Raw genomic sequence first — 24,541 nt, 5'->3', positions numbered from 1 at the left:
TCAGGCCACTTTGTATAGGAAAAGGGCGGCCCAGCCGTGAGGCCGGGCCGCCCTCGTCAGATCGGCTTAGAAGCTCTTGCGAACCGTCAGGCCGTAGGTGCGCGGCGCGTTCGGATAGCCGCTGTAGCTGCCGTCCTGAGCCACCGTCGGGAAGGCCGAGATCAGGCTTTTGTCGTTGGTCAGGTTGCGGGCCCACAGGCCCACCTCCAGTTGGCCGGCGGTTTGGACGACGCCGATGCTGGCGTTGACGATGTCGGTGCCGTAGCTGGCCAGGGTCGGCGACACGGTTTCCGTCAGCTGGACCTTGCTGCTGTGGTCGTATTCCACGCGCGCATAGCCCTGCCAGTTCTCGGTGATGTCGTGGTTGATCGTCGCCGAGGTCGAGAACGACCACTTCGAGATGCCCGCAGGGGTGTCGCCCGTCAGATTGCGGAAGTTCGGACGACGGCCGGTGGCCGGGTCGACCGGGCAGCGAACGGTGTCGAAGGTCACGCAGGCCGCGCCGGAGAAGCTGTCGTACTTCGGATCGAGATAGGTGACCGAAGCGGCGAGGTTCAGCCATTGGACCGGACGCCAGGCGCTGTCGACCTCGAAGCCCTTCACCGACTCCTCACCGGCGTTGACCAGGCTGTAGCCGAGGCCGGTGAAGGCGTTCGACTGGAAGCCTTTGATCGACTGCTTGAAGGCCGCGATGTTGGCGTAGCCGCCCGGGAAGCTGGCCTTCACGCCCAGTTCGTAGACGTCGACGTTTTCCGGCTGGGCGGTGCGGCCCACGCCGTTGGCGTTCGGCGGACGGCTGTCCGACGACAGGTTGAAGGCGCCGGCCTTCCAGCCCGTGGAGTAGCTGGCGTAGGCGTTGATCGCGCCGAAGTCATAGGCCGCGCGAACGGCGTAGGTGACCTTGTCGCCCTTCAATTGGCCGGACTCGGTGGCGTTCGGATAGTTGACCGGGCCGTGGGTCGGGTCGTTGCCATAGAAGAACTGCAGGGCGCCCAGGGCGCCGAAGGCGTTCACCGGAAGGCCGAGGGCGGCGAACTGCGGAACGTTTTGCAGGTTCAGCGAAGAGAACGGGTCGTTCAGGACGACGTTCGAGCGGGCCTTCTTGGTGTCGTTCATGTAGGCGAGGCCGCCGGTCAGGGTCAGCTTCTCGGTGACCTTGTAGTCGAACTGGCTGAACAGCGAGTACGACTCCTGCTTCATCTTGTAGTAGTCGTCGATGCCTTGGCCGGGCTGGAAGTAGGTCAAGCCGGGCTTGATCGACGGCGTCACCAGGCTCTGCAGGAACTCCAGGGTGTAAAGGTTCGATCGGCCGGTCAGGGCGGGGCGGATCGCGGCCGGCAGGGTAGCCGTGTTGACGACGCCCGACAGCGCGTCGGCGAACGCGCGGATGTCGTTGCCGTAGGTGACGGTGCGGCCGGTATCCAGCTTTTCATTCTGATAGAAGCCGCCGATCAGCCAGTTGAACGGGCCGTCGCCGCTCGACGCCAGGCGCACTTCCTGGGTGAAGGTCTTGATGGTGTTGGCCGTGCGGTTGTTGGAGATGTCCGCGCCGGTGAAGTCGATGTCCTGGAACGAGGCGTTCTTCTGGTTCCGATAGGCCGTGATCGCGGTCAGCTTGGCGAAGCCGAAGTCATGGTCGAGCTGGCCCGAGACGCCCTTGCCCGACAGCTTGTTCGCCGGGTCGGTGTTGAAGATGACGTCGCGGTCGAAGATCTTGGTGGTGTCGCTGATCGGCTTTTTCAGCAGGCCGCCGATGGCCAGGGTGGCCGGGCCGTTGAAGATCGAGGTCACGCCGCAGCAGGTCTCGTTGATCTTGTTGTAGTCGGCGATGACGCGGAATGAGGTCTTGTCGGTCGGCTCCCACAGCAGGTCGCCGCGGATCGACCAGCGGTCGCGGTCATTGACGTCGGCGCCGGTGGTCAGGTTGGTGAAGTAGCCGTCGCGCTTGTTCAGGCTGCCCGACAGGCGGACCGCCACGGTCTCGCTGAGCGGGCCGGTGACCGTGCCTTTGATCTGGCGGGTGTTGTAGTTGCCGTAGGTGCCCTCGACCTTAGCGCCGAAGTCGAACTGCGGCTTCTTGGTCACGATGCTGATCGCGCCGGCCGAGACGTTCTTGCCGAACAGCGTCGATTGCGGGCCGCGCAGAACTTCGACGCGCTCGATCTCGGGCAGGTCGTCCAGGGCGGCGGCGGAGCGGCTGCGATAGACGCCGTCGATGAAGATGCCGACCGAGCTTTCGATGCCGTCGTTGCCGTTGCCGTTGCCGAAGCCGCGGATGACGAAGTTGGTCTGGCCCGCGGCGTTGAATTGCTGGACCTTCAGTGACGGAACGACCGACTGCAGGTCGATCAGGTCACGCACCTGGGCGCGTTCGATGGTTTGCTGACCCGTGACGGCGACCGAGATCGGCACGTCCTGCAGGGTTTGTTCCCGCTTGGTGGCGGTGACGACGATTTCCGAAATCGAGTTGCTGTCAGCCTGGGTGGTTTGCGCGTAGGCGGGCGCGGCGATGGCGAGCGCGAGGGCCGAGACCCCCAGCAAATGGACGTTTCTCATAACGAACTCCCTGTTTTTCTTTATTATCGGCCGCGTCTCTTCCCATCCCGCCTCGAGCAATCGCGGGTTTATTTTGGGGAAGGGCGGGCGTGTTGACGTGAGGGAAGGGCGATCCTGGCCGACCGCGCGAACCGCAGAGAGCGGTCACGAGCCCTTGGCCTAGGATGAAGACGCTTTGCGTCATGTTTCCGCCCCAGCGCGAACGGCTTGCATCCGTCCGCAACTGACGCTGATTTTAATATGACCTCGATATTCTAGCGCAAGTTAGAATTTTCGGTTTGCAGCAGAACGCGTTCGGGTGATGCTCAGCGGCATCGGTAATCGCGCGACGGAAGAATCGCGCCCGCCGAACGGAGGAGAGACAGCGGTTGGCTAAGGGCGGAGACCCTCTGGTCCTGACGCCCCGGAGTCATGGGGACGATGTCAGGCCGATGGCGCAGAGCCAGAAGTCAGTGAAGAAGCGCGAGGCGATTCTTCGCGCGGCCATCGAGATCATCAACGCCAAGGGCTTCGCGGCGGCCACGATGACCGACATCGCCGCCGCCCTCGATCTCAAGGACGCGGCGCTCTACTACTACTTCCCCAACAAGCAGGCCCTGGCCTATGCCGGCCACCAGCGGTCATTGGAACGGTTCGAGACCATCCTGGTCAAGGTCGACGCCGACGGCGGCACGGGCCTGTGCAAGCTGCGGCGTTTTCTGAGCGCCTTGCTGGACGACGCCGTCGACAACGGGCCGCAGCTCTATTTCGGCGACAGTTCCTATCTGGACCAGGACCAGCGCCAGGCGATCGAGGCCTGGACCGGGCGGCTGTCCCGGCGGCTGGAGCGCTTCCTGGAGGAGGGCATGGTCGACGGAACCATCGCGCCGTGCGAGCCGGCCCTGGTGGTGCAGCTGATGGTGGGCATGCTGATCTGGCTGACCAAGTGGGCGCCGGGAACGCCGGGTCTGACCAACCAGCGCCTGCTGGAGGCCATCGAGGTCTTGGCCATGAAGGGCCTGGCTGGTCCTAAAGCCCCAGCTCCGCCCGAAGCTTGCGGGTGAGCCTGGCGGCGATCAGGCCGTGGGCGGTCCTAAGCCAGTCGGCCACCTCGTCGGCGTCCAGCGCGGGCAACTCCGGAAAGTGCACCCACCGCGCGCGGGCCAGATAAGGCGCGGGTCTCGCGCGGCCGGTCTCGGTCAACACCTCGAACGCCACGTCCGAGGCCTTGAAGGATATACCGCCGCCCAGGGTGACGCCTTCGCCGCGGACGGCGAACATCTTGCCGCCCACCTTGAAGACGTGGTCGTTCCCCCACTGGATCGAGACCGTCGCGCCCGGCAGCGCCAGGCACGCCTTGTCGAACGCTTCCGGGGTCATCAGGCCGAATCGCCCACGCCGATCGGGCAGACCACGCCCGTGCCGCCGATGCCGCAATAGCCGTCCGGATTCTTGGCTAGGTACTGCTGGTGATAGTCCTCGGCGAAATAGAACGGGCCAGCGACGGCGATCTCGGTCGTAATGTCGCCCAGGCCCTTGGCCGACAGGGCCTGCTGATAGGCTTCCTTCGACTCCACGGCCGCGGCGGCCTGGGCGTCGTTGGTCACATAGAGACCCGAGCGGTACTGCGTGCCGATGTCGCCGCCCTGGCGCATGCCCTGAGTCGGGTCGAGATTCTCCCAGAAGGTCTTCAGCAGCGTCTCATAGGTGACGACCCTCGGGTCGAACACCACCAGGACGACCTCGGCGTGCCCGGTGCGGCCGGTGCAGACCTCCTCATAGGTCGGGTTCGGCGTGATCCCGGCCGCATAGCCGGCGGCGGTCACATAGACGCCCGGGATCCCCCAGAACACCCGCTCGACGCCCCAGAAGCAGCCCATGGCCAGGACCGTCGTCTCCAGGTCGTCCGGATAGGGACCCTTCAGCGGATGGCCGTTGATGAAGTGCGTTTCCGCCGTCGGGATCGGCTCCGGGCGCCCCGGCAGGGCCGTGTCGGCGGAGGGCATATCGAGGGTCTTGGCGGACGACAGCATGGCGGCCTTTCGGGGCGGGAATTCCTGCGCCTCGATATAAACGCTCGTGTCGCCGGTTTCATCCGGGAACGCGCTTGCTACCTGTCGGTCCCTGAGTATATTGCGCGCCTTCCCGCGCCGGGGGTCTCAACCACCCCCGACTCGTCGTGCGCTGGTGAGGTGGCCGAGTGGTTGAAGGCGCACGCCTGGAACGCGTGTATAGGGGAAACTCTATCGAGGGTTCGAATCCCTCTCTCACCGCCACCGACTCCAGCTATGATATTGAATTTATTTAACTATTTTAGTGCTGAGAATCGCACCGTTCAATCTGCCGCGAACGCAAGATCGTAGCCAGCGTCGGCGTGTTGCGCCGGCCGCTCTGCACTCCTCATCCAATCGTGCCAGATCTTCGCGATTAAGTTGAACGCATAGGCCCAATTCATCCACACGCGCCAGACCGCGTGAAGCGGCGGGGAGCCGTGGAGGATTCGATCGCCTGTTCGACAAAAGCTCTAGGCATAGCCGAGCGCCAGCGCCCCGCTGGGCGCCGTTCTTGATCTCAGACTCGCCCAGGTCCAGACGAGCCGCCCCGATCGCGCTGTGGCCTGCCTGAGCGCGCGGCAACGATGGATCGCGCGCCTCCTGCCAGTCTCGCCTTCGGCTGGCGAACATGCGAGCGGCTGGCTGGACCAGCCACTGGCGGGCCCGGTCTGAAAAAAAGTGTCACAGTCGCCGCCTAGTAAGGTTTCCAAGGCGCGGGCGGCAGTGTTCGCGGCGACATGGAAATCAAGGGGACTCCCGTGAAGCTGTACAAGAACCTCTTTATCGTGAGCTGCAGCGCGCTCGCGCTCGCCGGCTGCGGTTCGGATGATATCTCTTCGCCCGGCACTGGCGGCAACGTCACGATCAACAACCCGTCCACCCCGACGACGCCGACCACCCCGACCGATCCGAACGCCGGCAAGGTGACCGCCGCGTCGGGCTGCCCGACCATCAGCGATCCGCAGGGCCTCAAGGACGACGGCACCATCACGGGCCCGACGGGCACCTGGCGCGTGTGCACGCTGCCGGCGCGCTTCAACAAGTCGGTCACCCTGCCGAAGATCTCGGGTCTCCTCTATCAGCTGGGCGGGCGCGTTGACGTCGGCACGGACGGCGGCTTCACCAAGACCTCGGCGGACACCAACGTCACCCTGACGATCGAGCCGGGCGTCATCCTGTACGGCGGTACGGGCGTGTCCTGGCTGGCCGTCAATCGCGGCAACAAGATCAACGCCGTCGGCACCGCCACCAAGCCGATCATCTTCACCAGCCGCGACAACGTGCTGGGCCTGAACACCGAAACCTCGCAAGGCCAATGGGGCGGCGTCGTGCTGCTGGGCCGCGCGAAGGTGACGGACTGCACCACCGGCTCGACGACGGCCAACACCTGCGAACGCCAAACCGAAGGCGCGGCCGACCCGGCCCTGTTCGGCGGCAACGACAACGCCGACAACAGCGGCGCGATGTCGTATGTCCAGATTCGCTACTCGGGATACGTCCTGGGCGCCGACAAGGAACTGCAGTCGCTGACCACCGAAGGCGTCGGCAGCGGCACGGTCCTCGACCACATCATGAGCTACAACAGCTCGGACGACGGCGCTGAATTCTTCGGCGGCAACGTCAACATGAAGTACTATGTCGCCGTCGGCGCCGACGACGACAGCCTGGACGCCGACACCGGCATCACCGGCAACTTCCAGTACGGCCTGCTGATCCAGCGCGACGGCGCGGGCGACGCCCTGATGGAAATCGACAGCAACGGCTTCGAGTCGGACCTGCCGCGCCAGACGCTGAAGATCTCGAACTTCACGATGATCCAGCGCCAGCTCAGCAGCAACAACGAAGCCAATGACCAGGCCTCGATCCTGATCCGCGGCAACTCGGACGTGACCCTGGCCAACAGCGTCATCTACACGCCGAACAACGAGTGTATCCGCCTCAACGGCTCGGGCGCGACGCCGGCCACGCTGACCGCCCGTTCGGTCGTCATGAGCTGCAACGCCACCAAGTACCTGGGCACCGGCAGCTACAACGCCACGACCACCTCGACGCAGTTCGGCTCGGGCGCCAACAACAACAACGACGCCTTCACCTCGACGTTGAGCGGCTTCATCAACGGCGCCAGCGAGCTGGCGGTCGCGGCCTTCGACGCGACGGGCCTGGGCGCCTTCTTCGCCAAGCCGAGCAACATCGGCGCGGTGAAGGACAGCAACGACACCTGGTACAGCGGCTGGACCTGCAACAGCAGCGCGGCCAACCTCGGTTCGTCCAACACGAGCTGCACCTCGCTGCCGACGACCTGATCGCGGTCTGATCGTGACGGAGGGGGCGGCCGGAAAGCGGCTGCCCCCTCTTTTCATAAACGAATTTCCGAGGGGATCGGATAATGATGACGCGGCGGCTTACGTCTCTGTTGCTGCTTTCGACTGCGCTCTCGATACCGTCGATGGTCCTGGCCCAAGCCGCGCCTTCGACGACTCCAAGCGAGACCCAGCAAGAGCAGCCTGAAGTATCCATCCCGGGGATGGTCGACTCGGTGGTGATCACCGCCAGCCGCACGGGCAACGTCGTGCGAACCGGTTCGCAGGTCGTCTCGGTCCTGTCGGCGGCCGAAATCGCCCGCACGGGCGAAGGCAACATCGCCGGCGCCCTGAGCCGCGTGACCGGTCTGAGCCTGGTCGGCAATGGCTATGTCTATGTCCGCGGTCTGGGCGACCGCTATTCGCTGGCGCTGCTGAACGGTTCGCAGCTGCCCAGCCCGGAGCCCCTGAAGCGGGTGGTTCCGATGGACCTGTTCCCGAGCCGGATCATCGCCTCGTCGATGGTCCAGAAGAGCTATTCGGTCAATTTCCCCGGTGAGTTCGGCGGCGGCGTGATCAACCTCACGACCAAGTCGATCCCGGCGGAAGGCTTCGTCAGCATCGGCGGTTCGGTTTCGGCCGATACCGAAACCACCAATCAGCTCGGCTATTCGTACTACGGCAGCAAGACCGACTGGACGGGCTACGACAACGGCAATCGCGACACTCCGTCGGCTCTGGCGGCGTTCTTCAAGAGCGGCGAGCGCATCAGCTCCGGCAAGGTCGACACCAAGCCGATCGCCGGCCAACTGGTGAACGGCCGCAATGCGGTGCTCCAGACCTGGAACCACCTGCCGGCCAACTTCACGGCCGACATCACGGCGGCTAAGCCGTTCGACCTGAACTCGATGGACCTGGGGCTGATCGCCACCGTCGGCTACAGCAACAAGTGGTCGTCACGCGAGGCCATCAACCAGAACTCGCTGCAAGCCAATCTGCAGGACAAGGAAAGCGATTTCCGCCGGGTCACGACGGACAACCGCATCGTTGTCAACGGCCTGGTCGGCGTGGCCGCCAGCTTCGGCGACAACAAGGTTCGCTGGACCAATCTCTACGTCCACGACACCATAAAGAACGCCAGCCTGGGCGTCGGCAATCGTCACGGCACGACCGCCGACTTCATGCAGCAGAGGACCGCGTGGTTCGAACGCGAGCTGTTCAACACGCAGTTCGTCGGCGAATTCAAGGTGACGCCGAAGCTCGATGTTGACACGCGCCTGAGCTATGCGAACACCAAGCGCAAGGCGCCGAGCGAGCTGACCTTCGAATACGTGCGGACCAACGCCGCGGCCGACCCCTTCGGCCAGTACTATATCAACCGCCTGAACAACGGTAACGGCGGCGACGCCACGGTCGCCTATTCCGACCTCAACGAAAACCTGTGGTCGGGCGGCGTCGACGCCTCCTACAAGTTTGCTCCGGGTTTCAGCGGCACCGTCGGCTACGCCTATCTGCACACCGACCGTGACAGCTCGCGACGCGACTTCCAGTTCCAGGCGCCGAACGACCTGCCGCGCGGCGTGGACATGCTGCGTCCCGACCTGCTGCTGGCGCCGGGCGTGATCAACGCCTTCAACATCAACCTCATCGAAAGCAACGAAGGCAACCCCGCCTTCCGCGCCCTGCTGCAGAACCATGCGTTCTACGGCAAGCTGAACGGAACGCTTTTCAACGCGTGGGAATTCGACGCCGGCGTTCGATACGAAAAGGCTCGCGAAAAGGTCGCGCCGAGCCAGGTGTTCAAGACGCCGGGCGCCTCGCTGGCGGCGACGAGCCTCGACGAAAACTACTGGCTGCCGGCGGCGACGGTCACCTGGCACGTCAAGCCGGACACCCAGATCCGCGCCAGCGCGTCGAAGACGATCGCCCGCCCGCAGTTCCGGGAGCTGATCTACCAGTTCTATTTCGACCCCGAGAACAACCGCACCTATCGCGGCAATCCGCTGCTGGTCGACAGTGAACTGACCAACTTCGAAGGCCGCTACGAGTGGTACTTCGCGGCCGACCAGCGCATTTCGGCCGCGGGCTTCTACAAGAAGATCAAGAAGCCGATCGAGACCTACGTCTCGGGCGACGACTTCACGACCAGCTTCGCGAACGCTCCGGAAGCCAGCCTCTACGGCGCCGAATTCGAAGCGCAGAAGTACTTCGACCTTTCGGATTGGAAGGGTGGCTTCTGGGCCAGCCGCCGCCTCGTGACGATCGCCAACTACACCTACACCAAGTCCGAACTGAAGGTGGGCGCCAACGACTCCGTCGCGGCCTTCGCCTCGAGCTCGACCAAGGCCACGGACTTCTTCCGTGACGGCGCGCCGCTCACCGGTCAGTCCGACCACGTCGCCAACCTCCAGTTCGGGCTCGAGGACACCGGTCGCCTGTCGCAGCAGACCCTGCTGATCAACTACGCCAGCAAGCGGGTTGTCAGCCGCGGTCTCGTCAACAGCGGTCAACCGGACATCATCGAGTATCCCGGCGTGCGCGTCGATTTCATCGCGCGCCAGGGGCTGGAGCTGTTGGGCCGCGAGGTCGAACTGAAGTTCGAAGCGCGCAACCTGACTGGCGAAAAGCATGAAGAGTCGCAAAAGGCCGCCGGCAATCGCCTGGACGTGAACACCTACGACCTGGGTCGCACATTCACGATCAGCGCCTCGGCCAAGTTCTAGCACGCGTAGGGGGAGAGGCCAGCCTCTCCCCCGTTTGCGACAGGTCTTTCACCTCCTCGAATAGTCCGCACGAGGAGCGTTTGTCACGAGACTGTCATTCAACTGTCGCAGATCTGCGGCGCAGCAGCGTTACTCCGCCTTGCTATAGACGACCAGTTGGCGGGCTCCATTGAATCTCACTGAACTTGTCCGTTCGTCGGGACCCAGGATCATCCTGGCGCTGGAGATCGCGATGGTTCTTGGGCTGGCGGTCCAGTCCTCGCGGCTGGTGTGGACGGTGGCTGTCCCCAGCGGCGCCTTGAAGGCTCGTCCCGTCGTGTCGCGTCCGCCCACCGACCTCGGCGTCCTGGCCAGCTTCGACGCGTTCGGCGCGCAAGGCGCGCCCGGCGCTTCGCCGGCCCAGGCGAGCTTCCGCCTGTTTGGCGTGCGCGCCGGCGGCGTCGGCGGCGGCTCCGCCATCATCGCCGGACCCGACGGCGTCCAGAAATCGTATGCCGTGGGCGACCCCGTGGCCGACGGACTGACCCTGGCCGCGGTCGCCGCCGACCATATCGAACTGTCCCGTGGCGGGGCGCGCATCACCCTTTCGTTCCCGGGAAACCCATGACCAAGGTCCATCGCCAGCGAACCTCGCTTCTGGCCATCGCCGCAGCCTTGGCCCTGGGCTGCGCCGTCGCGCCGGCGACGCCCGTCCGCGCCCAGACCCAGGTGCTGAATGTCCAGGACGCCGACATCCGGGTGTTCATCCAGGACATCGCCAAGTCGACGGGGACGACGCTGCTGATCGATCCGCGCGTCAAGGGCACGGTGTCGGTCTCCAGCAATGGCGCCCTGAGCCGCCGCGAACTGTTCGAGGTGTTCCTGGCGACCTTGCGCGCCAACGGCCTGGTGGCGACGCCGGCCGGCGCGGGGACCTATCGAGTCGAGCCCGCCGACAACGCCGCGCGCCAGCCCGCCGCCGCCGGCGGCCAGTTCGCGACCGAAGTCTTTCGTCTACGGACGATAGACGCGGCCAGCGCGGTCGAGATGCTCAAGCCTCTGGTCGGTCCGCAGGGGCAGGTGGTGGCCAATCCGCGCGGCCAGGCCGTGGTGGTCGCCGACTACGCCGACAACGTCCGCCGGATTCGCGGGCTGCTGGCCCAGGTGGACCAGGACCGCGCGGCGGTCCACACCGTCACCCTGACCAACAGCTCGGCGCGCGAGATCGCTCAGGTGATCAACGACGTGCTGGCGACGCCCGGCGCGGACGGCAAGGGCGGTCGCGGCGCGGTATCCGTGGTCCCGGTCGAGAGCAGCAACTCGGTGCTGCTGCGCGGCGACGCCGACGCGGTCCAGCGCCTGCTGCCGATCATCGCCGATCTGGACCGACGCGCGGAGTCCAGCGACGATGTACGCGTCGTCTTTCTGCGCCACGCCAACGCCGAACAGATGCTGCCAGTGCTGCAGCAGTTGGTGGGCCAGACCAGCGGTGTCTCCCCCGGCATTTCCTCGCGCACCCTGGGCGCGTCGCGCGCCTCCGGATCGACCGGCGCGACGGGGAGTTCCAACGCCGCCGCGCCCATCGTCGGCGCCGTCCCGGCGGCCAGCAGCGCGACCGGCAAGCAGGTCAGCGTCGCGCGCTATCCGGGCGCCAACGCCCTGATCATCAACGCCCCGCCCGAGACCCAGCGCACCCTGGCCGAGGTCATCCGCCAGCTCGACATCCGTCGCGAGCAGGTCCTGGTCGAGGCCATCGTCGTCGAGGTGTCGGACAACACCGCCAAGCAGCTGGGCGTCCAGTTCCTGCTGGGCGGAGCCAACGGCACCGTGCCGTTCGTGGCCACCAACTACACCAACGCCTCGCCCAGCCTGCTGCCGCTCGTGGCCGCCGGGGCCGGGGCGGGTTCCAAGACGGGCGACTCGCAAGGCCTGACCTCCCTGCGCGACGCGGCGGTCAGCTCGCTGCTGACGGCCTCGGGCGTCACCTCGGGGATCTATGGCCGCAGCGGCGACGTGCTGTTCGCGGGGATCATCAACGCCGTGAAGAAGGACGCCGGCTCCAACGTCCTGTCGACGCCGTCGATCATGACGCTGGACAACGAGGAGGCCCGGATCCTGGTGGGTCAGGAAGTGCCGATCACCACCGGCGAGGTGCTGGGCGCCAACAACTCCAATCCCTTCCGCACGATCCAGCGCCAGAACGTCGGCGTTCAGCTGGAGGTCAAGCCGCAGATCAACGCGGGCGGCGGCATCACCCTGTTCCTGCGCCAGGAGGTCTCCAGTGTCGCGGGACCCGTGTCCGTCGGCTCGACCGAGTTGGTGATCAACAAGCGCGAGATCGAGACCACGGCCCTGGTCGATGACGGTGATATCGTCGTGCTGGGCGGCCTGCTGGACCAGAAGGACACCTCGTCGGTCCAGCGAACGCCGATCCTGGGCGACATCCCGGGTGTCGGCGCGCTGTTCCGCAGCACCGCCCGCGAGCGGGGCAAGACCAACCTGATGGTCTTCATCCGGCCGCGCATCATCCGCACCATCGACGACGCTCGCAACGTCACCGCGCCGCGCTACGACTACATGCGTTCCTTGCCGCCGATGACCGCGCCGGATGGCGACAATTCGCTGGACGCGGTCATGCGCGACTACCTCAACGCCGCGCGTCCCGTCGCGACGCCGCCGGCCTCGCCCGCGACGCCGCCGCGATGACGCCGATGCTCGCCTACGGCTTCGCCAAGCGCAATGGCGTGGTCTTGCTGTCGCTGGGCGAGCGGGCGCTCGTCGGCGTTCGGGCGGGCTATGACCCGACGGCGCTGATCGAGGTGCGCCGGTCGGTCGGCGTGCCGCTGTCCGTCGAGGTGATGGCGGCGCCCGCTTTCGATCGGAAATTCTCGGAGGTCTATGCCGGCGCGGGTCTGGCCTCGGCGTCCAGCGCCGACAGCCTGAACCTCGAGGGCGGGCTGAACTCGCTGCTCGAGGATATCCCGGCGGCGGCGGACCTTCTGGATCCGCAGGACGACGCGCCGATCATTCGGCTGATCAACGGCTTGATCGCCGAGGCGGTCCGACTGGGGGCCTCGGACATCCACATCGAGCCCTTCGAGCACGCCCTGATCGTGCGGCTGCGCATCGACGGCGTGCTGCGCGAGGTGCTCAGCCTGTCGCCGCGGATCGCCGCCATGCTGGTGTCGCGGGTCAAGGTCATGGCCAAGCTGGACATCGCCGAGAAGCGCCTGCCGCAGGACGGGCGGATCTCGCTCGCCTTGGGCGGCAAGAGCCTGGACGTCCGCGTCTCGACCCTGCCGGCCCGCATGGGTGAGCGGGTGGTCATGCGGATCCTGGACAAGGATCAAGCCGGCCTGCGTCTGACGGACCTGGGCATGTCGCCGGGGGTGCTCAGCGCGCTGAACGGCGCCGTGCGCGAGCCGCATGGCATCATCCTGGTCACGGGCCCGACGGGCTCGGGCAAGACCACCACGCTATATGCGGCCCTGGCGGTGCTGAACGACAACAGCCGCAACATCCTGACCATCGAGGACCCGGTCGAATATGCCGTGCACGGCATTGGCCAGACCCAGGTCAACACCAAGGTCGGCATGACCTTCGCCGCCGGCCTGCGCGCCATTCTCCGCCAGGACCCGGACGTGATCATGGTCGGCGAAATCCGCGATTCCGAGACCGCCCAAATCGCGGTCCAGGCCAGCCTTACCGGCCACCTGGTGCTGTCGACGGTCCACACCAACGACGCCGCCGGCGCGGTCGTGCGCTTGCGGGACATGGGCGTCGAACCGTTCCTGCTGGCCTCGACCCTGCGCCTGATCATCGCCCAGCGCCTGGTGCGCCGCCTCTGCGAGCATTGCCGCGCGCCGGAGCCCGCGGACCCGTCCGCCGCCGCCCTGGCCGGGATCGCGCCGGGCCAGATTCACTATCGAGCGGTCGGCTGCGCCCATTGCGGCCACACCGGCTATCAGGGACGGCTCGGCCTCTACGAGGCCATCCGCGTCGATGATCGATTGCGCCGGCTGATCGGCCAGAACGCCAGCGAGCAGGAGATCACCGCCGCCGGGCTGGGCGCGACCCTGGGCGAGGAAGCCCGCCGTTACATCCTGGACGGCCTGACCACCGTCGAGGAGGCCTTGCGGATCACGGGGGCGGGGGCGCGCGATGGCGACGTTTGACTATGTCGCGATGGACTTGGCCGGACGCACCCGCGAAGGGCGGGTTCGCGCCAGCGACGAGGCCGAGGCGGTCGTCCAGCTGGAGCGGCGCCGTCTGGCGCTGGTCCGGATCGCGCGCGTCACCGCCAAGCCCGCGGATCGCCTGGCCGTGGGGTTCGGCGCGGGCCTGAGCGCCAAGGACCGCTCTATGTTCACGCGGCAGCTGGCGACGCTGACCACGGTCTCGACCCTGGAAGAGGCGCTACGGACCCTGGCCGCCCAGGCCGACAAGCCGAAGCTGCGGCAGATCATCGGCCAGGTGCATGGCGGCGTCCTGGAGGGCCACCGCCTGTCCGACGCCCTGTCGCGTCCCCCCAAGGCGTTCCCGCCGCTCTATCGGGCCATGGTCGCGGCCGGCGAGACTTCCGGCACCCTGCCGACGATCCTGGAGCGTCTGGCCGACCTGCTCGAACAGCAACAGAAAGTGCAGTCCAAGGTCACGACGGCCCTGGTCTATCCCATCGTCCTGGCCGTGGTGGCCTGTCTGGTGGTCGCCGCCCTGATGATCTTCGTGATCCCCAAGGTGGTCGAGCAGTTCGACTCCATGGGCCAGACCCTGCCGCTGCTGACCCGCATCGTCATCGCCGTGTCGAACGGACTAGCACATTTCGGCTGGCTGATCGCGTTGCTCGCGATCGCCGCCGTGGCGGCCTTCCTGCGCGGCCTGCGTCATCGCCCCTTCAAGCTGGCGGTGGACCGGACCCTTCTGGCGACGCCGCTGCTGGGCAAGCTGATCCGCGACGTGCACGCCGCCCGCCTGGCCCGCACTCTGGCCACCATGATCGCCAGCGGTCTGCCGCTGTTGGAAGGGCTGATGCTCACGGCCGGCACGGTGCGCAACGCCGTCCTGCGGGAAGCCATGGACGGCATGGTCGCGGCGATCCGTGAGGGTGGGGCCCTGTCAACGTCCATGCGCCGCGCCGAGGTCTTTCCGCCGGTGCTCGTCTACATGACCGCCAGCGGCGAGGCCAGCGGGCGGGTGGAGGCCATGCTGATGCGGGCCGCCGACTATCTGGAGCGGGAGTTTGACACCTTCACCTCCACGCTCCTGAGCTTGCTGGAGCCGGCGATCATCGTCGTCCTGGGGGGCGTGGTGGCCACGATCGTGCTGTCGATCTTGCTCCCCATCCTCCAGATCAACACCCTGGCCTTGAAGTAGGAGGCGCAGCCATGCCGAACCCCGATCAACAGAAGAACCGTCGCCGGGCGCGACAAGCCGGCTTCACCCTGGTGGAGATGATGGTCGTCATCGTCATCCTGGGCATCCTCGCCACCGTGGTCGCGATCAATGTGCTGCCCAGCCAGGACAAGGCCATGAAGGGCAAGGCGCGCGCCGACGTGGCGGTGCTTGAACAGGCGCTGGAGGCCTATCGCCTCGACAACTTCGCCTTCCCGACCAACGAGCAGGGTCTGGAGTCGCTGGTCACGCCGCCGCCCGGTCTGAACCAGGTCGACCGCTATCGCGAGGGCGGCTACATCCGCCGCCTGCCCAAGGACCCGTGGGGCAACCCCTACCAGTACCGCGCGCCGGGCGCGCACGGGGCGATCGATGTGTTCTCGTTCGGCGCGGACGGCCGCGAGGGCGGGGAAGGCAAGGACGCCGACATTGGCAATTGGAGCTAGCCCCGCGCGAGCCCTGACGCCGCGCGCCGCGCGGTCCGGCTTCACCCTGGTCGAGATGATGGTCGTCCTGGTCATCGTGGGGCTGCTGGCCACCGCGGTGATCCTGACCCTTCCGAACGGCCAGCTGTCGCTGGCGCGGGAGAGCGAACGCTTCGCCGCCCGTCTGCTGCGGGCGCGCGAGGAGTCGCTGCTGGTCAATCGTCAGGTCCGCGTGAGCGTATCCTCCACCGAGTACCGCTTCGACATCCGCGACGGGCGCGACTGGCGCGCGCTGGACAAGGCGCCGTTCTCGCCGATGGTCTGGGAGCCCGACACCCATGTGGCGGCAAACGCTGGCGAACCCGTCGTGGTCTTCGAACCGACCGGCCAGGCCAGCGGCGCGGAATTCACCCTGGGGCGCGGCGGCGCGGACGACTATGTGGTAAGCGTCGACATCGCCGGAAATGTTGCCGTCAATGCCGCGCGCGCGCTCTGAGGCGGGGTTCACCCTGATCGAGCTGCTGGTCGCCCTGGCGATCTTCGGCATCGCCGTATTGGCCCTGCTGAACCTGGCGGGGGAGAACACCCGCGCCGGTCAGCAACTGGAGGACCGGATCGTGGCCGAGGTCGTGCTGGACAACCGGGCGATCGAGGCGGTGACCAGCGCCACGCCTCCGGCGCTGGGCCGCACGGCTGGGGCCGAGCAGGCCGCCGGACGGACCTGGCTGTGGACGCGCGGCGTCAGCCGCACGGCCGATCCCAAGATCCTCAGGGTCGACATCCTGGTCACCACGCCGCGCTCGCGCCGGCCCGCGGCGGCCGCGACCGTGTTCAGGGCCCTGCCATGAAGGCCAATGGGTTCACCCTGATCGAGATGATGGTGGCGCTGTTCATCTTCGCGCTGATCACGGCCGCGGGCGTGGCCGTGATGAGTTCGACCCTGACGAACCAGACGCGGGTGCGAAACCACGTCGAACGCTACGCCGAACTGCAGCGGACACGGGCCATCCTCAAGGCCGATCTGTCCCAGGCCGCCACGCGCCGGACGCGCGGCGAGGACGGGCAGCCGGCCCTGACCGCCTTCGCCGGCGTCAACCCCTATGTCGTGGACGGGCCCCTGCTGGCGCTCACGCGCCGCGGCTACGAGAACCCCGATCTCGCGCCGCGCGCGTCGATGCAATATGTCGAATATCGGCTGGTCGAAGGGCGGCTGGAGCGCCGCGCGCGGCCGGCCCTGGACGGCGCCCGCCTGGGCCCGGCGCAGGTGATGCTGACGGGCGTCGAGAGCATCCGCTCGTCTTACCTCCTGGATGGCGTCTGGCGTGACGGCTGGCGCGGCGATCCCACCGGCGATATCCCGGTCGCCGTGCGTCTGGACATGAAGCTGGAGGACCTGGGCGAGATCGACCAGCTGTTCCTGACCTCGGGGGAAGGGCGATGAAGCGCGCGCACGAAGAGGGCGCGGCGCTCCTGACCGTGTTGCTGCTGGTGGCGGTTATCTCGGTCATCGCCGTCGGCGTGCTCGACGATATCCGGTTCGGAATGCGACGCGCCTTCAACGCCCGTATCTCCGACCAGGCCCACTGGTACGCCCTCGGGTCCGAGCAACTGGCGCGCGCGCGTATTCTTCAACTGCTGGACCGCGACCAGAACAAGACCACGCTGGAAGGCGGCTGGAACGGGCGGGCGATCTCGTTCCCGATCGAGCAGGGCCAGATGCAGGCCCGGCTCACCGACGCCACGGGGTGCTTCAACCTCAACAGCGTGGTGGTGGCCAACCAGGGCGAGCCGTTCCGCCGCCGCGAGCTGGGGGTACGGCAGTTCGCGACCCTGCTGACCCAGCTGGGGGTCGGCGGCGGTCAGCAACTGGCCGAGGGCCTAGCCGAGTGGATGGATAGCAACGACGTTGGCGACGCCGACGCCGAGGATCCCGGCTACGCCAGGCTGCCCCAGCCCTATCGGACCGCTGGCGGGCCTTTGGCCGAGGTCAGCGAGCTGCGCGCCATCCGCGGCTTCACCCCGGCGGTCTACGCCGCCATCCGGCCCTATGTCTGCGCGCTGCCGACGACCGACCTTTCGCCGATCAACCTCAACACCCTGTCGCCCGAGCGCGCGGTGCTGCTGACGGCCCTCACCGAGGGGCGCATCGACCGTGGCGCGGCGCGTCAGGTGCTGGATGCGCGCCCCGCGAACGGCTGGTCCGACGCCCAGGCCTTCTGGGGGCAGCAGGCCCTGCTGGCCAATCCGCCCGGTGACGAGGTGCGCAACCAGGTGCGCTTCCGCACCCTCTTCTTCGCCTTGGACAGCCAGGTCGTCTTCGCGGACATGCCGGTGTTCATGACCTCCCTCTTCGAAGCCCGCGCCACCAAGGATGTCGTCCTGGTCGCGCGACGTTGGACCGCCGACGAATGACCTCAACGCGACTTCTGTTCATGCCGCCCGAGCCGGACGCGCCGCTCGAAGTGCTAGACGTCACCGGCGGCGGTGTCAGCCGGTGGACGCTGGCGCCCGACGAACGCCTCGACGGGCCGGTCACGCTGGTCGTGCCCGGCGCGGAGACGACGGCGCGGTGGATGGACCTGCCGACCGGAAGCCCCGCGCAGGCGCGGTCCGCCGTCGCCTTCCGCATCGAGGACGAGGTGGCGCTGGGCGGCGGCGACCTGCACATCGCCGTCGGCGACGTCGATGCGGACGGCCGCACGCTGGTGGTTTGGACGGCGCGCGAGAAACTGCAGGCCTGGCTCGAGCTGGCGGCGGCGCGGGGCGCCACGGCGGTGGCGGCCATCCCCGACTATCTGCTGCTGCCCGACGGTCAGGACGGCGAGCTGGTGGTGGCCGAGCTGGGCGAGCGAACGGCGCTTCGCGAGCCGGGCGGCGCCATGACTGTGGAGCCCGACCTCGCCGCGCTGTTGATCGAGAACCGACCGCACCGGCTGATCCCGGCCGCGGACCTGGACCGATGGCTGGCGGCCGGGGCCCGAGCGCCGCGGATCAACTTGTTGCAAGGCCGGTTCGGTCGCCGCGACCAGACCACGGCGCCGGGGCCGCGTCGTCTGGCGATCCTGGCGGCGGCGCTGGTGATCTCGCCGCTGATCGTGCTGGCGACCCAGATCATCCATGACGTGCTGACCGCCCAGGCGATGGAAAAGCGGGCCACGGCCCTGGCGGTGTCGCTGGTCCCGCAGGCGGCGCGCTACGAGAACGCGGCGGGTTATGCGCTGTCGCGCCTGGCGGCGGCGCGGGGCGGCGGTGGGTTCAGCGATCTCGTCGCGGTCTACTTCACCATGATCCAGTCGACGCCGGGCGTGCGGTTGGACAGCCTGGTCTACGGCGAGGAGGGCGTGATCCGGTCGACGATCGACTACGTCAACGCCTCGGACATGGACCAGCTGCGCGCCGCGGCCAAGCGCCTGCGCCTGGAGTTGACCGAGCAGAGCACCGTCGCCGAGGGCGGGCGGATCACCAGCGATCTGGTCATCAGGAGACAGCCATGAACGGTCACATGGAAGCCGCTGGTCAGTGGTGGCTGTCGCGCTCGCCTCGCGAACGGGTGATGCTCGGCGTCATGGGCGTCGTGCTGCTGGCCGTGATCGGTTGGTACGGCGTGGCCATGCCTCTCAACAGCTTGTCGAAGTCGTCGCGCGAGCGGGTCGAACTGGCCTCGACCCGGCTGGGGGAGCTTCGCTCCTGGGCGTCGGCGCGTCCCGCCGCGACGACGACGTCTCGCGAGGGCACGGCGCAGAGCCTGGTCGAGGCCGCCGCCGGCAAGGTTGGGGTGTCGATCGCCCGCCGCCGTCAAGACGCCAATGGCCGCTTCACCATCTGGGTCTCCACGATCGACGCCAGGGCTCTGCTGCCGTGGTTGGCGTTGCTGGAGCGCGACGGCGGCGTGGCGGTGACCGACTTCACCGCGTCGCGCCTCGACAACGGCGCGGTGGAAGCTGAAATCACCTTCGCGAAGGCGTCCCGATGAGCAACCGCGCCCTGATCGCCCTTCTGGTGATCCTCACCCTGGTGATGACGGCGGTGCTGACGCCGATGCGTCTGCTGGTCTCCGATCTGGTCGGTTCGAGCCTGGCCGGTGTCTCGGCGGTCAGTGGCACGGTCTGGAGCGGACGGCTCCGGGACCTGACCGTGGTCGGCGCGCCGCTGGGCAACTGGCGCGCGGGGCTGGACCCGCTGGCGCTGCTGGGCGGCGGTGTCAAGCTGGGCCTAAGGCAGGACAAGGCCGGGTCGGACCAGAAGGCCAAGCTCTTGTTGGCCGGACGCGACAGGGGCGTCGACCACTTGACCCTGCTGACGCCAGTCGACCTGACCGCGATCGGCTTGCCGGTGGCCGGCGACATCGCCTTCCAGGACGCCGCCGCCGTGTTCCGCGAGGGACGCTGCGCCAAGGCCGGCGGCGAGGTCCGCGTGAGGCTGACAAGCGAGGGGCCATTGCGGGGAAGCGCGCTCAAGGGAACGCCCGTATGCCGGGGAGAAGCGTGGACGGTGGCCCTCGTCGGCCAGGCGCCGGGCTCGACGCTGAATCTGACCTCGCGCGTCAACGGCGCGGGCGGGTTTCAGCTGGAACTGGCGGTCGCCACCACCGATCCCGACATGCTCCAGGGACTGATGGCCACCGGCTTCACCCGCGACGCCTCGGGTGTCCGGCGCACGATCGACGGGTGGCTGTTCGGACCGCCCAAGAGCTCAGCGAAGCAAGGTGTGAAGCGGGCCCCATAACCAGGTCAGCCAGGCGCCGATCGCCAGGAAGGTCCCGAACGGCAGCTTCTTGTCCTCCGCCAGTCGGCGTCGGGTGATCAGCATCGCCGCCGCCACGCTCAGTCCCGCCAGACTGGCCCAGACGAGGACCGAGGCCAGGCCCTGCCAGCCGACCCAGGCGCCGATCGCGCCCAGCAGGCGCGGATCGCCGCCGCCCAGGCCCTCACGCCCGCGCGTCCGCTTATAGAGCCAGGCGATCAGACCGAGCACACCATAGCCGACCGCCGCGCCCGCCAGCGGCGCCCAGTAGGGGGCGTCGGTCAGCCCGATCGTCACCGCGGCGCCGACCAGACCAAGCGGCAGGGTCAGGAGGTCCGGCAGCCAGAGGTGTTCGGCGTCGATCACCGCGATCAGCAGCAACTGCCAGCCCAGCAGGGCCGTGGCGGGAATGAGCCAGCCGGTCTGGGTCGCGAAGCTCCAAACCGCGATCAGCAGGCAGCCGACCTCGAACAGCGGATAGCGCACCGGTATGGCGGCTCCGCAGGTTCGACAACGGCCCCGGAGCGCAAGGTAGCTGAAGAGCGGCGCGAGGTCGATTATTCCCAGGGGGCGATGGCAAGCGGAGCAGGCGGACCGCGAGGCGACCCAGGCTCGTCCCGCCGGAAGACGAAGGCTCAGCAGGCCGATGAAGCTGCCGAAGAAGGGGCCAAGAACCAAGGTCGCAACGCCCGGGAAGTCTTTTATGGTCAAGAGGTAAAACTCGCGTTGGCCGCTAGACCCAGAGCATGAACTCAATGATCTAGCTTGCCTTGTACCTCATTTCGAGGGAGCGCCCGCAGCACTGTAAAATCTAAGAATTTTCTGAAAGGGAGGCGTCTACTCTCTACCGCTGGCGCCTGATCGGTTTCGCGCCCCCCGGATAAGGTAGTGTTCCATATCACCTCCAGAGCGCGGAGGTGATAGTAATCGCTCCACGGAGTACTCCACAAAACGCTCCACGGTGCTCACCCCCGAAAGCCCGGAACCGTCAATAAAATCAAGCTCGGACGCCTTCTCGGAGGCCACGGGAACTCCGCGCGGCCCTCGAGTCAAACATCTAGAGGACGCTAGGCCTTAACCTCGTGCTTCACGGTCCCGCCGAGGAACATGTAGGCGATGCCCGTACTGATGAAGTTGAAGCCGATGATCACGCCCAGCGAGATCAGCGAGGTTCCGGGCAGGCCCGAGACGATGGCGAGCGACAGAAGGATGCTCGTCAGAGCCGACACCAGCATCCAGACCCAGCCCTTCGCGGGGCGCAGTTGGACCGCCAGCATCATCTCGAACGCGCCCTGGACCATGAACAGCGCGCCAAGGCAGATGGTGAGGCCAAGCGCGCCGACATCGGGGCGCATCAGGATGAAGACGCCGCCCGCGATCGACAGGAGCGAACTCAGGAGCGCGCCGAAGAACGGGCCGGCCGCGCGGATCGAGAAGGACGCGAACAGCGTCGTCAGGCCGAAGATCATGACCAGCCAGCCCACGAAGACGGTGGCCACCAGGGTCGAAAGGACGGGGAACACCAGCGCCGCGACGCCGATCGCCAGCAGCGCGCCGCCGAGCCACATCAGGTGGTTGGCCCCTTTTCGGATTTGAACACCAAAGGGACTTTCGAAATGCGGGGTCGTCATGGCTTTGCTCCTCTTGATCATGCACTGCGGCCGCGGCGCCTAAGGCTTCCAAGCCGACGGATGCGCCGACCCCGACCGGGATCCATCCGAGGCCCCAGAGTGCGCGCCGCACGCGACTGTACATTGATCGCCGTCAAGCCTCACCACGGTGACTCGCATGCCGCGGTGCGCCAAGGCGTGCGAGCCGCGCGGGGCGGCTTCATGGTTCGGCCCCGCCTTCCGGACGCGGCCTGCGCGCCAACCCCCGCGCCCCGCCGCTCGTCAGGAGCGCCACGTCGGTGAGAAGAGCCAGCGGACGCAGGCCCGGCGGCGCGGCCAGGAAGATGGGCCGCCACTCGGGACCGAACTTGTCCTTGTAGGCCCGCAGGCCCTCGAAGCCGTAGAGTCCCTCGCCGGCATGGTAGATCCACCGCTCGATGCGCCGGGACCAGGAGTCCACGCCGCTCATCTCAAGCCCGGCCAGCGGCGCCATCCCGAGCTCAAAGCGTCCATAGCCCTGGTCGCGGCCCCAGGCGATCAGCTCTATGAACAGGGCGTCCATGGCGCTCGATGGTCCGTCCCGGCGCGCCCGCATCAGGTCCACGCCGAACTTCGAGCGATCCGGGGACGCCACGATATTGGCGAAAGCCACCACGTCGGCTCCCTGCCGCAGCACCGCGATCGGGAAGTTGTTGAGGTAGCCGAGATCGAAGGCTCCCAGGCTGAAGCCCTTTTCCGCGCCCGCGTGCGCCGAAAGCCACTCGTGCGAGACGTTCGCCAGCGCCGCCCACGGCGTCGCCGGATCGCCCAGCGCGAAGACCTCGAACACCAAGCCGTGGCGCAGGGCGCGGTTGCGAGCCAGGCGCAGGTCCTGCTTGTCATGACCCTTCAGGTCAAAGCGCGCGACATCGACGGAAGCGCTCTCGCCAATTTTGACGGGCAGGAAGCCCGCGGCCACGAGATCCGCCAGGCTCTCTTCCTCCACGGCGTAGAACACGGGATGCGCATCGTGTTCATCGGCCGCCGCGGCGAAGGCCTCGATCGCCGCGGGGCGGTCCTGGGCCGGTCCGACCGGGTCGCCCATGGCGATCCAACGCCCCGCGCGCGGCCGGTACATCACAAAGCTGCGGCCCGAAGGCGAGAAAGTCAGCGCCTTGTCGCCCATCAGGACCAGAAAGGCGTCACAGGAGACATGGCCCGCGTCAAGGATGATGGACTTGGCGCGCTCAAGCGCCTGGGGCTCCGGACGCGTGAAACCGGGCCGAGCCGCGCGGAGCAGACTCCAGACCGCCGCGATCAGCGCCATCGCCGCCAGGGCCGCGGCCAGGGCCAGCGCGCCGGAGCGCCCCGTCGTCACGGCCAACGACCACCACGGACGACCCAGGGCCTGCGCGTCCGCCGCGACGATGCGGGCCAGGATCCAGGCCGCCGCGCCCGAAAGCGCGATCGCCGCCAACCACTCCGGCGAGGCCAGGTCGCGGGTCAAGACCGAGCGGCGATCGAAGGCGAAGCGACAGGGCGCCAGCAAGAGCGCCAGGGCCAGCAAGGGGCCGGCCGAGATCCAGCCAAACCCCCGCCAGAGTTCGCCGACGGCGCCGGCCAGCAGCAAGGCCAGGCTCGCATAATAGGCCGCCTCCCGCCGGCGCCAGAGCGCCTGGGCCAGAACCAGCAACAGCGCGCCGGTGACGCTCGACATCAGGGCCGAGCGCGGGAGCTCGGCGCCCATCTGGAGCGACGCCAGCCGAATGGGCGCGTTGGCGGCGGCGAGCAGCAGGGCCGCGCCGAGATAGAACGTCAGGGCGGCGAAGACGGTCGGCGCGGAGATCGCCGCGACAACCTTCAGCTCGGCGCGCCGGGCGCCGCGCAACCCGCGGACCAACTGAGCCGCGCACAACCCCGCGGCGGTGATCATCAAGGGCCCGACCGCATAGACCAGTCGGTAGACGATCAAGGCCGCGGCCGTTTCGTGGGCGACGGCGAAGCGGTGGCTCAAGCCCAGCACGATGGCGTCGAATACGCCAACCCCTCCGGGCACGCCCGAGACCGCGCTGACGACCGAGCCGAACACGAAGATGGCCAGAAAGGGCAGGAAATCGGAGGCGGCGGCGCCGGGCAGCAGGACGAACAGCGCCAGGCCCGAGAACACCCAGTCGGCGACGCCCCCGCCAAGCGCCAGCACGCCCAGCCTGCGCGGCGGGGTGAGCGGTCTCAAGCCCGGCAGAAACCATAGCCTGTCCGGCAGCCGCACGAACCACAGGGCGCCCAGCGAAACGAGCAAGACGCCCAGCGCGCGGTAAGCGAGCGGAAGGTCGCCGACGACCAGCAGGGCGATCCCGGCGGTCACCAGGCCGCTGAGGGTCACGGCAAGCCCGGCCAGCACGCTCACCGCCGCCGCCTCAGCGGTATTCAGTCCCCACGGGCGGTAAAAGCGGAGCCGGGCCGCCGCGCCTGTCGCCATGCTGAAGCCCAGGCCGTTGGACAGGGCGTACGCGACGAAGGTCACCAGCCCGATACGAGGCGCGGAAAGACGGCGCCCGACAGTGCGCAGCGCCCACCATTCCGAAACGGCCAGGCAGCCATAGCTCATCGCCGTGGCGACGATGGCCCAAAAGAACGCCGACGGTCTCGTCGCGCGCGCCGCGTCGACGACCGCCGTGAGCGACGATCCCCGAAGCTCTCGCCCGAGCAGCCATAGGGCCGCCAGGAACACGGACGCGGCGAACGCAATCTTGAAAACTCGGCCACCGAGCATCGTCCGCGCGGCGCGGGCGACGATGGAAA

21 protein-coding genes and 1 tRNA gene are annotated in these 24,541 nt (G+C 67.5%); 16 read left to right on the top strand and 6 right to left on the bottom strand.

Annotated elements, in window-relative coordinates:
- Positions 1 to 66 precede the first annotated feature (66 nt).
- A complete protein-coding gene (locus AC07R7_RS02985) occupies positions 67 to 2,556 on the bottom strand; it encodes a TonB-dependent receptor (RefSeq protein WP_494634087.1) in 2,490 nt (829 codons plus the stop codon).
- 368 nt (positions 2,557 to 2,924) lie between these two features.
- Here AC07R7_RS02985 and AC07R7_RS02980 point away from each other — a divergent pair, with 368 nt between their 5' ends.
- Entirely contained in the window at positions 2,925 to 3,599 is a 675-nt protein-coding gene (locus AC07R7_RS02980) for a TetR/AcrR family transcriptional regulator (RefSeq protein WP_494634086.1), read from the top strand.
- Here AC07R7_RS02980 and AC07R7_RS02975 read toward each other — a convergent pair.
- Both AC07R7_RS02975 and msrA read right to left on the bottom strand, forming a co-directional pair.
- The gene (locus AC07R7_RS02975; RefSeq protein WP_494634085.1) at positions 3,565 to 3,915 is read right to left on the bottom strand and encodes an MmcQ/YjbR family DNA-binding protein; all 351 of its coding nucleotides are present in this window, start codon (positions 3,913 to 3,915) and stop codon (positions 3,565 to 3,567) included. The two genes, AC07R7_RS02980 and AC07R7_RS02975, sit on opposite strands and share 35 nt — an antisense overlap.
- Entirely contained in the window at positions 3,915 to 4,568 is a 654-nt protein-coding gene (gene msrA, locus AC07R7_RS02970) for a peptide-methionine (S)-S-oxide reductase MsrA (RefSeq protein WP_494634084.1), read from the bottom strand. Before msrA ends, AC07R7_RS02975 begins: the two co-directional genes overlap by 1 nt.
- Positions 4,569 to 4,721: 153 nt before the next feature.
- Between msrA and AC07R7_RS02965 the strand changes: the two genes are divergently transcribed.
- The 15 genes from AC07R7_RS02965 (at position 4,722) to gspN (ending at position 20,132) form a co-directional block, all read left to right on the top strand.
- Positions 4,722 to 4,811, top strand: a tRNA-Ser gene (locus tag AC07R7_RS02965).
- Positions 4,812 to 5,347: 536 nt separating this feature from the next.
- A complete protein-coding gene (locus AC07R7_RS02960) occupies positions 5,348 to 6,892 on the top strand; it encodes a beta-helix domain-containing protein (protein WP_494634083.1) in 1,545 nt (514 codons plus the stop codon).
- 83 nt (positions 6,893 to 6,975) lie between these two features.
- Positions 6,976 to 9,612 carry a TonB-dependent receptor domain-containing protein gene (locus tag AC07R7_RS02955; RefSeq protein WP_492882994.1) on the top strand — a complete coding sequence of 879 codons (2,637 nt, stop codon included), beginning with the start codon at positions 6,976 to 6,978 and terminating at the stop codon, positions 9,610 to 9,612.
- 232 nt (positions 9,613 to 9,844) lie between these two features.
- Entirely contained in the window at positions 9,845 to 10,219 is a 375-nt protein-coding gene (locus AC07R7_RS02950; RefSeq protein ID WP_492882995.1) for a type II secretion system protein N, read from the top strand.
- On the top strand, positions 10,216 to 12,297 hold the full coding sequence (gene gspD / locus AC07R7_RS02945) for a type II secretion system secretin GspD (RefSeq protein WP_494634082.1): 2,082 nt from the start codon (positions 10,216 to 10,218) through the stop codon (positions 12,295 to 12,297). The genes AC07R7_RS02950 and gspD overlap by 4 nt, the downstream gene beginning before the upstream one ends.
- A complete protein-coding gene (gene gspE, locus AC07R7_RS02940) occupies positions 12,294 to 13,766 on the top strand; it encodes a type II secretion system ATPase GspE (RefSeq protein ID WP_492882999.1) in 1,473 nt (490 codons plus the stop codon). Before gspD ends, gspE begins: the two co-directional genes overlap by 4 nt.
- Positions 13,753 to 14,964 (top strand): type II secretion system inner membrane protein GspF, encoded by a 1,212-nt coding sequence (gspF, locus tag AC07R7_RS02935; RefSeq protein WP_494634081.1) that lies wholly within the window; start codon positions 13,753 to 13,755, stop codon positions 14,962 to 14,964. Before gspE ends, gspF begins: the two co-directional genes overlap by 14 nt.
- An 11-nt stretch (positions 14,965 to 14,975) precedes the next feature.
- Positions 14,976 to 15,428 carry a type II secretion system major pseudopilin GspG gene (gspG, locus tag AC07R7_RS02930; protein WP_492883002.1) on the top strand — a complete coding sequence of 151 codons (453 nt, stop codon included), beginning with the start codon at positions 14,976 to 14,978 and terminating at the stop codon, positions 15,426 to 15,428.
- Entirely contained in the window at positions 15,412 to 15,903 is a 492-nt protein-coding gene (locus AC07R7_RS02925) for a GspH/FimT family pseudopilin (protein ID WP_494634080.1), read from the top strand. The genes gspG and AC07R7_RS02925 overlap by 17 nt, the downstream gene beginning before the upstream one ends.
- Complete coding sequence (gene gspI, locus AC07R7_RS02920; protein ID WP_492883005.1) at positions 15,872 to 16,255, top strand: type II secretion system minor pseudopilin GspI; 384 nt, start codon at positions 15,872 to 15,874, stop codon at positions 16,253 to 16,255. Before AC07R7_RS02925 ends, gspI begins: the two co-directional genes overlap by 32 nt.
- Entirely contained in the window at positions 16,252 to 16,848 is a 597-nt protein-coding gene (gene gspJ, locus AC07R7_RS02915; protein ID WP_492835376.1) for a type II secretion system minor pseudopilin GspJ, read from the top strand. The genes gspI and gspJ overlap by 4 nt, the downstream gene beginning before the upstream one ends.
- On the top strand, positions 16,845 to 17,819 hold the full coding sequence (gspK, locus tag AC07R7_RS02910) for a type II secretion system minor pseudopilin GspK (protein ID WP_494634079.1): 975 nt from the start codon (positions 16,845 to 16,847) through the stop codon (positions 17,817 to 17,819). The genes gspJ and gspK overlap by 4 nt, the downstream gene beginning before the upstream one ends.
- The gene (gene gspL, locus AC07R7_RS02905) at positions 17,816 to 18,901 is read left to right on the top strand and encodes a type II secretion system protein GspL (RefSeq protein WP_494634078.1); all 1,086 of its coding nucleotides are present in this window, start codon (positions 17,816 to 17,818) and stop codon (positions 18,899 to 18,901) included. Before gspK ends, gspL begins: the two co-directional genes overlap by 4 nt.
- Positions 18,898 to 19,380: a type II secretion system protein M gene (locus AC07R7_RS02900; protein WP_494634077.1), complete on the top strand. Its 483-nt coding sequence runs from the start codon at positions 18,898 to 18,900 to the stop codon at positions 19,378 to 19,380. The genes gspL and AC07R7_RS02900 overlap by 4 nt, the downstream gene beginning before the upstream one ends.
- The gene (gspN, locus tag AC07R7_RS02895) at positions 19,377 to 20,132 is read left to right on the top strand and encodes a type II secretion system protein N (RefSeq protein ID WP_494634076.1); all 756 of its coding nucleotides are present in this window, start codon (positions 19,377 to 19,379) and stop codon (positions 20,130 to 20,132) included. The genes AC07R7_RS02900 and gspN overlap by 4 nt, the downstream gene beginning before the upstream one ends.
- On the opposite strand, the gene AC07R7_RS02890 is transcribed toward gspN, so the two are convergent.
- The 3 genes from AC07R7_RS02890 to mprF all read right to left on the bottom strand — a co-directional run bounded on the left by AC07R7_RS02890 (position 20,100) and on the right by mprF (position 24,512).
- On the bottom strand, positions 20,100 to 20,828 hold the full coding sequence (locus AC07R7_RS02890) for a prepilin peptidase (protein ID WP_494634272.1): 729 nt from the start codon (positions 20,826 to 20,828) through the stop codon (positions 20,100 to 20,102). The two genes, gspN and AC07R7_RS02890, sit on opposite strands and share 33 nt — an antisense overlap.
- A 389-nt stretch (positions 20,829 to 21,217) precedes the next feature.
- A complete protein-coding gene (locus AC07R7_RS02885; protein WP_492883017.1) occupies positions 21,218 to 21,781 on the bottom strand; it encodes an HdeD family acid-resistance protein in 564 nt (187 codons plus the stop codon).
- A gap of 199 nt (positions 21,782 to 21,980) precedes the next feature.
- Positions 21,981 to 24,512 (bottom strand): bifunctional lysylphosphatidylglycerol flippase/synthetase MprF, encoded by a 2,532-nt coding sequence (gene mprF / locus AC07R7_RS02880; RefSeq protein WP_494634075.1) that lies wholly within the window; start codon positions 24,510 to 24,512, stop codon positions 21,981 to 21,983.
- Positions 24,513 to 24,541 lie beyond the last annotated feature (29 nt).

This window comes from Caulobacter sp. GW821-FHT05F04 (assembly GCF_059419665.1).
The sequence above is the reverse complement of the archived record's forward strand: the minus strand, read 5'-3'. Positions and strand labels throughout refer to the sequence as shown.

Coding starts and splice junctions, on each gene's coding strand:
- AC07R7_RS02985 (WP_494634087.1), bottom strand. CDS start 2,556: ATGAGAAACGTCCATTTGCTGGGGGTCTCGGCCCTCGCGCTCGCCATC.
- AC07R7_RS02975 (WP_494634085.1), bottom strand. CDS start 3,915: ATGACCCCGGAAGCGTTCGACAAGGCGTGCCTGGCGCTGCCGGGCGCG.
- msrA (WP_494634084.1), bottom strand. CDS start 4,568: ATGCTGTCGTCCGCCAAGACCCTCGATATGCCCTCCGCCGACACGGCC.
- AC07R7_RS02955 (WP_492882994.1), top strand. CDS start 6,976: ATGATGACGCGGCGGCTTACGTCTCTGTTGCTGCTTTCGACTGCGCTC.
- AC07R7_RS02950 (WP_492882995.1), top strand. CDS start 9,845: ATGGTTCTTGGGCTGGCGGTCCAGTCCTCGCGGCTGGTGTGGACGGTG.
- gspD (WP_494634082.1), top strand. CDS start 10,216: ATGACCAAGGTCCATCGCCAGCGAACCTCGCTTCTGGCCATCGCCGCA.
- gspE (WP_492882999.1), top strand. CDS start 12,294: ATGACGCCGATGCTCGCCTACGGCTTCGCCAAGCGCAATGGCGTGGTC.
- gspF (WP_494634081.1), top strand. CDS start 13,753: ATGGCGACGTTTGACTATGTCGCGATGGACTTGGCCGGACGCACCCGC.
- gspG (WP_492883002.1), top strand. CDS start 14,976: ATGCCGAACCCCGATCAACAGAAGAACCGTCGCCGGGCGCGACAAGCC.
- gspI (WP_492883005.1), top strand. CDS start 15,872: ATGTTGCCGTCAATGCCGCGCGCGCGCTCTGAGGCGGGGTTCACCCTG.
- gspJ (WP_492835376.1), top strand. CDS start 16,252: ATGAAGGCCAATGGGTTCACCCTGATCGAGATGATGGTGGCGCTGTTC.
- gspK (WP_494634079.1), top strand. CDS start 16,845: ATGAAGCGCGCGCACGAAGAGGGCGCGGCGCTCCTGACCGTGTTGCTG.
- gspL (WP_494634078.1), top strand. CDS start 17,816: ATGACCTCAACGCGACTTCTGTTCATGCCGCCCGAGCCGGACGCGCCG.
- AC07R7_RS02900 (WP_494634077.1), top strand. CDS start 18,898: ATGAACGGTCACATGGAAGCCGCTGGTCAGTGGTGGCTGTCGCGCTCG.
- gspN (WP_494634076.1), top strand. CDS start 19,377: ATGAGCAACCGCGCCCTGATCGCCCTTCTGGTGATCCTCACCCTGGTG.
- AC07R7_RS02885 (WP_492883017.1), bottom strand. CDS start 21,781: ATGACGACCCCGCATTTCGAAAGTCCCTTTGGTGTTCAAATCCGAAAA.
- mprF (WP_494634075.1), bottom strand. CDS start 24,512: ATGCTCGGTGGCCGAGTTTTCAAGATTGCGTTCGCCGCGTCCGTGTTC.